The 10329-nt window shown below is 70.5% G+C and carries 4 protein-coding genes; all 4 read left to right on the top strand.

Going from position 1 to position 10329, the window contains the following annotated elements; translation table 11 throughout:
• Window positions 1-1649 (top strand): hypothetical protein (locus HOP12_02410; GenBank protein NOT33003.1); only part of this gene is annotated, 1649 nt, incomplete at its 5' end.
• A 268-nt stretch (window positions 1650-1917) separates the two neighbouring features.
• On the top strand, window positions 1918-2250 hold the full coding sequence (locus HOP12_02405) for a hypothetical protein (GenBank protein ID NOT33002.1): 333 nt from the start codon (window positions 1918-1920) through the stop codon (window positions 2248-2250).
• Between the two features lie 192 nt (window positions 2251-2442).
• Window positions 2443-8649 carry a hypothetical protein gene (locus tag HOP12_02400; GenBank protein NOT33001.1) on the top strand — a complete coding sequence of 2069 codons (6207 nt, stop codon included), beginning with the start codon at window positions 2443-2445 and terminating at the stop codon, window positions 8647-8649.
• The coding region (locus tag HOP12_02395; protein NOT33000.1) for a hypothetical protein at window positions 8646-10329 on the top strand (1684 nt) is incomplete at its 3' end. The genes HOP12_02400 and HOP12_02395, both read left to right, overlap by 4 nt.

Raw genomic sequence — 10329 nt, 5'->3', positions numbered from 1 at the left:
GAGCACTCGCGCGGCTGCGCGGCGAGTTCGGCGTCGGGCACGCGGCACGGAAGCGCCTGCTGGTGCTTCAGGTGCTGTCCGGCACGCTCACGAGTGCGGGAGAGATCGTCGCGTTTCACGAGCTCCTGTGCTTCATGGCCGCCTACCCGGACGACGACGCACTCGCGGCACTCGCGCGCCTGTCGCTGCTGGGATTCCTGAGTCATTTCGCGACCGCGCTGGTGCGGCATCGCGTCGCGCTCACCAACAGCGGCATTCGCGGCACCGCGATCGAGTTTCGTTTCTTCGCGCCGACCGCGCGATGGCTGGCCGAGCGCTGGCCGGAGCGCCTGCGAGTGGTCTGGGACGAGTTCGAGAATGACGAGCGCCTCGCGGCGCTGCTGCCGCTGTTCGCGCACGCCGCCGAATCTCCGGCGCTCGACGAGTACGATTTCGGCGGGCGTGGCTGGATCGACCGGATGCGCGGGAGCCACACCGACGCGACCTTTCTGATCGACGCGTTCGGCCGCCTCGCGGCCTCGGAGACGGTGCGCGAGATCGAGTGGGACACGCTCGACGTGCCGATCCGGCTCGAACCCGGTCCTGGAACGCCGAACCGCACCGTGGCGGGCATCGTCACGGCACCGCTTCACTTTCAATCGGAGCCGCTCGCTCGCTCGCGCCCGGATCTCGCTCGTGCTCTGCGCGAGCCCCCGCACGCCCTGAGGATGCTGCCGGCGAGCGAGGGGCGCCGCTACATCGACCTCGCGCGCGAGGCGATGGTGGCGCGCGAGCGCGACCTCGATGCGTTCGCGTATGGGAATCCGCGCGACGTGCGGCTCGTCGATTATCCGGACGGGCTCCAGTTCGCGTGCATCGGCGTGGTGCCCGAGCGCCGCCTGCTGCTCGAAGCCGTGTACGGCTACCTGACGCTCAAGAACGGGATTCCGATCGGCTACGTGCTGACGAGTGCGCTCTACGGTTCTTCGGAGATCGCCTACAACGTGTTCGAGACGTGGCGCGGAGTCGACGCCGCTGCGGTCTACGCCCGGGTGCTGGCGATGACGCGGCTGATCTTCGGCAGCACCACGTTCACGATCTATCCGTATCAGCTCGGCGACGGCAACGACGAGGCGCTGGCGTCGGGCGCGTGGTGGTTCTATTACAAGCTGGGATTCCGGCCGCGTGACGCCGCCACGAGGCGTCGCGTGGCGATCGAGACCGAACGCATGAAGCGGCGGCCGGGGCACCGCTCGAGCCGCGCCACGCTCGCATCCCTCGCGCGCGAGAATCTCTACTGGCAGCCGGGCGCCGAGCGCGACGACGTGATCGGTCGCCTGCCGCTCGCCAACGTGGGACTCGCAGTGACGAAGTTCCTGGCCGGCGATCGCGACGTGCATGCGCATGCAGCGCGTGCCGCGGTGCGCCTCGGTGTGCGGTCGCTGCGCGGTGCTTCGCCGAGTGAGCGCATGGCGTGGGAGCGCTGGGCGCCGCTGATCTGCGTGCTCCCGGGGCTCGAGCGCTGGAGTACCACCGAGCGCCGCGCGCTGATCGAGGTGGTCCGCGCCAAGGGCGGCGAGTGCGAGAGCGAGTTCGTGCGCCGCTTCGACTCCCATCGCCGCCTCCGCGCCGCCATCGCCCGGATGGCGAGGAGCCACATCCCCGACTGACCGCTCGAGTGGGCGATCTCCCCCTTCGAAACGGTGCGGAACCGCAGTGTGTTTCGCCCGGTGTGGCGTCGAGAGCGAACCGCGTCACCCTCGCAACACTTGCCTCCCGACTGCCAGCGATGCGTCAACCGCGTATCGATGCGTGAGTTGAGTTCGGGAAGAGGCGCGCCGCCGCGGCGTAGTAACGCTGGCGGGGCAAGTGGCACCGTCCATGCAGAAGTACATGAGCAGGTCTCCCGCTGGGGGAGATCACACGCGGAGGTCGGTCATGACGAAGGTCCCGAAGACGACGATGCTCACCGAGCCCCGTCCCGGGCTCCTCGTTGCGATCGCTGACGCCCAGGCGGCTGCGGCGCGCGCCAGTGCGATCGCCTCCGGCGCGGGACAGTGGGCCTGGCGAGCCGGGCTGGCGGTCGACGACGCAGTCGAGGCTTCGCTGGCGGCGGTGCGCGCGCGGCACGCGGCCGAGCGCGCGGAGCGCTGCGTCGAAGAGAGCGAGGCGTGGGAGTTCGCGCGCCTGGCGTGGGCCGCCGAGGTGAGTGCCGAAGAGGCGAGTGCGCGTGTGAACGGTGCGATCGCGGAGTCGCTCATCCGCGGCTAGCCGGACACCTGTTCGAAGGGCTTCCTCCCGGGGAGGACGCGATCGGCCGAGCCCGGCCGCTGGCGCCTCCCCACTTCGTTGCCCGCCCTCGAAGCGCTCAACCCGGGTCGGTGAGCGGCCGAAAACCATGGCGTGTCGGCCGGTTGCGGATTGCACGACGGCCGCGCGCCACCCGGGGAACTCCACCCGCTCATGCGTGCTCGATCGTCCATCGCTTTCACGGTGCGTGCCGCGCTTCCGCGGCTCGCCGCGCTGCTGACGCTCGCGGCGACGTGCGGAGGCTTCGCGCCCGTCGCGCTGGCCGGCGTCAACTACGTCACATTGCGCGCCCTGAGCGGCGGTGCCGGCAACACGCTGGTCCCGCTCGATACCTTCTACGTCGACGTCGGCGTCTCCGACGGCCTCGGCTTCCGCAACGTCTCGACCGTCACCGTCGATTTGTCGTTCGCGGGTGCGGATCCGGTCACCGGCGGTCCCGCCTTCGGTGCCGAGTTCCGCTGGACGCGCAGCGGCAACTCCTGGACGCGGCTCGCGCCCGGCAATTCGACCTGGCAGATCCTGCCGACGCTGTGCGACGTCGACGCCTCGGCGAACAGCAACTCGACGCAGCGCGTGCGCTTCGCGCTCGTGATCGGTGCGATTGCGCGTGGGTCGTCGACCGGCCAGTGGAGCATCAGCGGCACATCGACCCACCTTTTGGGGCTGTTGCCGTCGACTGGCACGACCGCCGGCGTGCGAATGGCGCCCAGCGTCGAACTCACGGAACTCACAGCCGATGGTTGGTTCGCGCCGGCATCCGCGGGCGCGACCGAAGTACCGATCACGCTTCCGCAGGAGGGCTCGATCAGTGCTTCGATGCGGGCCAACACGCCCTACCGCCTCGGCGTGGTGGGCGATTCGCTGCAGGGAGGCGTGAACGCGATCCCGCCGAGCCAGATCAAGTGGTCGTCCTCGACCGGCGCGTCCGGAAGCCTTTCGATCGCCGGCAGTGACCTGATCGGATCGCAGCTGGCCGACACCGACGAAGGCGGCCAGAAGCACACGCTGACGCTGACGCTCGACGTGCCGATCGGCACCTCCGGGGATGTCTACACGGGCCCGCTCGAGTTCGTCGGGCAGTCGACCTCCGGAGTCGCGACGGTACGCGACACCACGCTGCTTCACGCCACGATCGCGAGCGTCGGCTTCGCCGCCGACTCGGTGGTGGCCGAGATGCAGCCTCTGAGCGTCATCGCAGGCTCGATCGCCGACACCTTCGTGACCTACGCGCACGTCTACCCCGGCTTCCTCACCACCGGCGTCAACCGATTCCGCATCGCGCTGCCGGCCGGCTACGCGAATCCGCGGCTGATCGACGTGCGTTCGACGACCGGTCCAATCGCCTTCGAGGATCGCTCGACCGCGAACTACGTCGAGTCGCGGCTGCTGTCGACGGTCACGGTCAGCAAGATGATCGAGCTGCATTTCGTGGTCGACGCACCGACGCTCGGGGATGCGGTCGGCAAGCCGTTTCCGGTGTTCTACGAAGACACCACCGGCACGCTCGGATTCCAGGCCGCGATTCAGGGCAACGCAAACGGCCTGATCGACGCGGACAGCTGGACGGTCCGCGTCTCGCCCGGCTCGCTCGCCACGATCGCGATCTCGCCCAACGTCGCGGCACTCGCGACCGACAGCTCGATGACGTTCCGCGCGGCCGCGGTCGACGCGCACGGCAATGAGGTCTTGGTGCCGATCGCCTGGCAGGTGCTCGACGGGCTCGGTACGGTCGACGGATCCGGCCAATTCACCGCACTCTCGCCCGGCATCGAACGCGTGGTGGCGGGACACAACGGCGTGAGCGACACCGCGGTCGTGACCATCACCGCCAACTCGCCCGAGGTACGCGTGGTCGCGCTCCCCCAGTCGGCGGCGACGCTGGTACCGGGGCAGCAGGCCGAAGTCTTCCGCTTCCGGGTCGTCAACGCCGCGTCGGAACCCGAGACGCTGGTCGCAGTGCGATTCCAGAGCCGCACCGCGGGCACGGGCACCGTCGCCCAGCTCGATGCCGACTGGAGCGTTCTCGAGCTGATGTTCGACGACGGCTCGGTCGCAGCCCCTGGTTTCGCGGCCCCCGCGCCGCTCGCCAGCGCCGGCGCCTCGGGCGGCCTGATCGCATTCACCGGATTCTCTCTGGTCGTGCCCGCCAAGGACTCGGTCGTGCTGTTCGTGCGTGGCGGCCCCTCACTGGTAGCGCGCGACTCCGACGCACTCGATCTGCGCATCGAGAACGCGGCCGCGGTCACGGTGCTGCCGGCCACGGTGATGCGCGGCAGCTTCCCGCTCGATCCCGCCGGCACGTTTGCAGTCGACGGCATGAGCGCCGCGCAGATCCAGCGCTTCGCGGTACCCATTAACCCGCTCACGGTCGGCGCGGTGCGGCACCTGGCGCTCGACTTTCGCGTTCCGCCCAACGGCTACGCGAGCGACGTGCTGCAGCGGTTGAACGTTGTCAATCTCGGCACCGCGCGCGCGGCACTCGACCTTGCGGCGATGGAGGCGTGGGCCGACGACGGAGACGGCGCGTTCGACGCACTCGCGGACGCCCGGCTCGGCGCCCTGACCTTCACCGGCGATCGCTGGGAGCTCACCGGGCTCGCGCGCGCACTCGGCGCGGGTGGAGTGCGCGTGTTCGTCACGGTCTCGATCGCCGAGTCGGCGGCCGAGGACAGCACCGTGCGGCTCGGCCTGCCGAGTTCGCCCGACCCGGCGCTCGGCGTTCAGAGCGGGAACGACGGCCCGGTCGATGTCCCGGTCAACGAGAGCTTCGAGGCCGTGATCTCGACCGTCGATCGCGTGGTGTTCGCGGCCAGCGCGATCAAGCCTCACGTCTGCCAGCCCGGACAACCCGATGTGTCGACGCTCGAGCTGCTGGTCACCAATCGCTACACCACCGACCGAACCCTCACGACGTTCGCGGTGCGCAACCGGACGCTGGGGCCAGGCAACGCGGCGGAACTGGACGGCGAGATCGATCGTGTGGCCCTGAGGCTCGACGGCGACGACGACGGCGTGCTCGACGATCCGGCCACCGATCCGCTGCTCGGTGCAGCCTCGCTGGTGGGCGGACGCGCATCGTTCACGGGCCTCAGCTGTTCCCTTCCGGCCGGTGCCACGCGCCGGCTGTTCGTCACGCTCGACGTCTCGGCGAGCGGCGCCGCCGATGGCGACCAGCTCGATCTCGACCTCGAGGGCCCCGCGGCGGTGGACTTCGATGTCGCGACCGCGGTGAGCGCCGCATGGCCGGTGTCCTCGGGCGGTCGCGGTCTCGTCGACGGCATGCGCGCGATTCAGCTCGCGAATCGCGGCGCTCCGGCACTGACGCTGGGGCCGAACGACGGGCCGATCCGGGTGCTCGACGTCGTGATCCCGCGCAACGGTTATCGCGACGACGTGCTGCAGGCGGTGCGGCTCGAGAACCGCGGCAGCGCCGGCGCTGCGGAGATCGCAGAGCTGCGGCTGTGGCGCGACGGCGGCGACGGCGCGTTCGACGCCGGCAGCGGCGACGACGCGGCACTCGGGCCGCTCACTCTGTTCAACGGCGCGTGGCAGAGCCCGTTTCTCTCGGAACCGATCACGCTCGGTGGCGCTCGGCTGTTCGCATCCATCACGGTGTCGGGCACGCCGGCCGACTCGAGCACCGTGCAGCTCGCGATTCCGATGGGCGGCATCGCCATGGCGTCCGACAATTCAGGCCCGCTCGATCGCGCGGTCGTGAACGCGGAGACGCAGGTGCTCAGTTCGGCGCCGCTGCTGACGAGCCTCGCCATCGAGCCGTCCGCCAGCACGCCTTCGCAGCCGCTGGTGTTTCGCATGACGGTTCGCAACACCGGTAACGAGTCGATTCAGTCGGTCACGCCGACGGCTCCGGTGCTGTCGGGCAGCGCGACGGCCGGCTACGTGAGCGGTCCGACGCCCGCCAGCGTGGATCTCGCACCCGGCGAGCAACGCGACATCACGTGGAGCTGGCTCGCGACCGGCGCGGGCGAGTTGCGGTTCTCGAGTGGCGTGACCGGCACCGGGACCCCGAGTGGGCTGCCGCGACGATCGCTCACCTCGACTTCGGGACTGCATCGCGTGTTCGTGCGCGCCGACAGCCTCGGGTTGTTCGCGACCGCGTCGCTGCCGGGTGCGTTGTCGCGCGGACAGGCCGGTGTCACGGCGTACTCGCTCACCCTGACGCATCCGGGCTTTGCCGGCGCCTCGGCGATTCGTGTGACCGGATTGCGTGTGCACCTCGAAGCCGAGGACGGATCTCCGGTGGTGCCGGCCGAGTTGCTCTCCCGCATCGAAGTGTTCGAAGGGGCGACGATCTACTTGAGTCGCACCGCGCTCGAGACCAGCGGCGGTGATCTGGACCTGACGCTCGCCACTCCCTTCGTGGTGCAGCCCGGCGAACCGGTCACCCTGGGGCTGCGTCTCGACGTCTCTTCGAGCACTGTGGTACCGAACTTCCGGGTGCGGATCGCGAACCGCTTCGACTTCACGGCCGAGGACGCGACCAGCGGCGCGCTGGTGCTGGTGACCGCGAACTCGCCCGCTTACCCGATCGTGAGCGGCGTGGCGCGCGTCGGCGCTCCCGCGACCGAGCTGCAGGTCGCCTCGCCCCCTTCGGGCGAGCGTCGCGCAGCACCCGGCCAGCTCGACGCGACGCTCGCGCGCTGGCAGGTCACGAGTCCCGGTGTCACCGGCGTCACCAGCGACGTGCGCATGACCTCCTACGTCATGGTGCTCGAAGACGCGAACGGCCTCCGCATCGCCGACCCGCGCACGGTGATCACGCGCGTGCGCGTGGTCGGCCCGCTCCAGACCCTGGTGGATCGATCGCTCAGCGCGGCGGACACCGCGGGAGTCACGCTCGTGTTCTCGCCGGCGCTCAACGTGCCTGCGAACACGCCGCTCGAACTGCAGGTGCACGCCGACCTCGCGACGGCTGCTCCGCTCGGGCGCTATCGGCTCGCGATCCTCGACAGCACGCGCGTGTCGGTCAGCGATCCGAATTCGGGCGCGTCGATTCCGGTGCGGCTCGCAACCACTCCTCTGCACTCGGACACGCTGCGCATCGAATCGCGTGCCGACACCCTGCGTGCCCACTCGACGCCGGGCTTTCCACCCACGCTGCCCGCGGGCCGCATCGACGCGCTCGCGGTCACGGCGCTGCTGCGCCATCCCGGAGCGCCGACGGTCGGCCGCGTTCGTGTCGACGGCGTCGCCTTGCGGGTGCTCGACGGCGCGCGGCAGCTGATCGCACCCAGCGTGGTGCTCGACCGGGTGCGCGCGACCTGGAACGGCGTACCGATCGCGACCGAGTTCGATCCGCCCGCGAGCGTCTCACCGGTGGTGCTCGCATGGCCTGCCCGCTACGTCGAAGCGGGCGCGACCGACACGGTGCGGATCTACGTGAATGTGGCGGGCGACGCACCGCTCGGCCTCGTCGAACTGGTGATTCAGGGCGCGGAAGTGGCGGTGCGCGATGCGAACCTCGGCACGTTCGTCGCCCTGGTCGGTGAGTCGCCGACATCGCTCCCGCTCAGCTCCGGGATCACGCGCATCGAGGCCGCATCACTTCTGCTGGTGGTCGGCGGTCAGAGTCTGATCCCCGCCACGGTGGTCGGCGACGGAGGTGAAGTTGCGGCGCTGCGGCTGACGTTCGCGAACGGTGCGGCGTCCGGCGCCGGAACCGTCGGCTTCGACCGGCTTGCGGTACGCGCGGTCGACGATGCGGGAATCGCAATTCCGATCGGCCGCATCGCGACCGGGCTCACGCTTCGCCGCGGCGCGGTAGTGTGGGCGAACCGCGGCGGCTTGAGTGCCACGGACTCGATCGCGACGCTCGTCGCGGCGGCGCCGATCGATGTCGCGGTCGGAACGCCCGAAGCGCTGGAGCTGAGCCTCGCACCGCGCAACGGCGCGAGCGGCCGCTTCCGGCTCTCGATCGAGGCGGCGGACGTCGGCGTGCTGCAACCCGGCGGCGCGCTGTCGGTCGCCGTGCTGCCGGCCCAGGGCCAGGCCTTCCCGCTGCGCACCGAGTCCGCCGGCTTCGCGGATGCTTCATTGACGGGGAGCTATTCGAACTTCCCGAATCCGTTCGCGGCGGGTCGTACGACCACACGCTTCGTTTTCTTCGTGCCGGCCTCGGGCCGCGCCACCCTCCGCATCTGGACCGCGCGCGGCGAGGCGGTCGCGACGGTGCTCGAGGACGCTGCTGTTGCGACGGGCCTGCGCCAGGTCGACACCTGGGACGGTCGCAATGGACGCGGCGATGTCGTCGTCAACGGCGCCTACGTCGCGGAACTGATCCTGCGCCTCGACGGCGGCCGCACCGAGCGCGCACTGCGCCGCGTGGCGGTGGTGCGATGAGCCCCGGTCGCATGGGTGCCGCTCGCTGGCTTGCGCTCCTGATCGGCGGACTCGCGGCCACGCTGTTCATGCCGTCGCGCTCGCACGCCACCGAGGACGGGGGCACCACCTCGATGTTCACCCAGGGCGCCGGCAATCGAGCACTCGCGCTCGGGGGTGCGTTCACCGCGGTGGCGGACGACGCGAGCGGCTGGATGTGGAACCCGGCAGGGCTCGGGCGAGTGGGACGCGGTGAGTTCCAGACCAGTCAGGCTTCGTACGGTGAACTCGGCGGGCGTGAAGTCGCGGCCGGATTCGCGATGCCGAACTGGCGGTGGGGCGCGATCGCAGCCTCGTATCGCCAGTTCGGAGTCGACGACCTCGAGGCACGCGACGATCGCAACGTGGTGGTGGGGACCGGGCTCACCAGTCGCGAATCGGAATTCGCATTCGGCTACGGGCGCACGCTGCCGGCCGGCTGGTCGGTGGGCGCGGTCGCCAAGGTGCGGCGCCAGTCGATCGTCGGACGCGCCGCGACCGGCGTCGGCGCCGATCTCGGCATTACCTTCTCGCCGGCCCTCGCGCTGTCGTCGCGAGCCTCGATGTTCGACGACTTGACGCTGGGTCTCGCATTCCAGAACGTGCTGGCGCCCGCGGTGAGACTCGACCTCGACGAAGTGGTCGAGCCGCGCACCACGCGCGCCGGGCTGGCATGGCGGCCGCCGGGCATCGGCTTCGCGCCCACCCTCGCGACGCTCGATCTGGAGGCGACCGGCGGCCGCAGTGCGCGCCTCCATGCCGGCCTTCAGGTGAGCGCGCACCCGATGATGGACCTGCGCCTCGGAGTCAACGGGTCGCGTCTGACGGGCGGCACCGGACTGACGCTCGGCTCGCTGCTGCTCGACTATGCGTTCGAGGATGGCCCGCTGGTGCCGGTGCATCGCGTGGGTCTGTCGATGCGTTTCGGCTCCACGGTCTCCGAGAGTCGCGAAGCGGCGAGCCGCGCGCGCGAGGACGAGATCCAGGGCCGGCTCGCCAAGGCATTCGACGCCCAGCAGAAGCAGCGCGTCGAGGAACTGGTCGCGCGTGCCGAGCGAGCCCGCGCCGCCGGCAATTGCATCGAAGCGCTCGACGTGATCGCCGCACTGCGCGCGCTGGCGCCCGACGATCGCCGCATCCCGTTGCTCGAGTCGCGTTGCACGTTCGAACAGGGCGCCGAGCGCGAACGTCAGGGGGACCTCACCAACGCAACGCTTCTCTACAGTCGCGCGCTGGTGCTGGCGCCGGGAGACACGGCGTTGACGCGGGCCCTGAACCGGGTGCGTGCGCTGAGCGATCGCTGGGCCGCACGTTCGAGCGAGATCCGCCGCAAGTTCACGGTCGCCCTCGATGCGTTCGGTGCCGGCGATCTGAGCGGCGCGCGACGCGATCTGCGCGCGATCCTCGAGCAGCAGCCGGGCGATGCGGACGCCCGTGCGATGCTGTCGCGGGTCGAACGTGCGATCGCGCAACGCGTCACCGAGCTGCTCGACCAGGCGGAGCGCCTCGCCCGCTCCGGATTGCTCGACGACGCGCGAACGGCACTCGCCGCTGCACGGGCACTCGACCCGGGTTCGGTCGCGGTCGCGCGGACTGCGGCTCTGATTCAGCAGGCCGACCGCGCCGCCACGCCCGAGCCGCGCGCGCCGGTACGGCCGGGGC

This window comes from Candidatus Eisenbacteria bacterium, from assembly GCA_013140805.1.
GTDB lineage: Bacteria > Eisenbacteria > RBG-16-71-46 > RBG-16-71-46 > RBG-16-71-46 > JABFRW01.
Note: the sequence above shows the minus strand (reverse complement) of the source record. Positions and strands in the feature narration are given on the sequence as shown.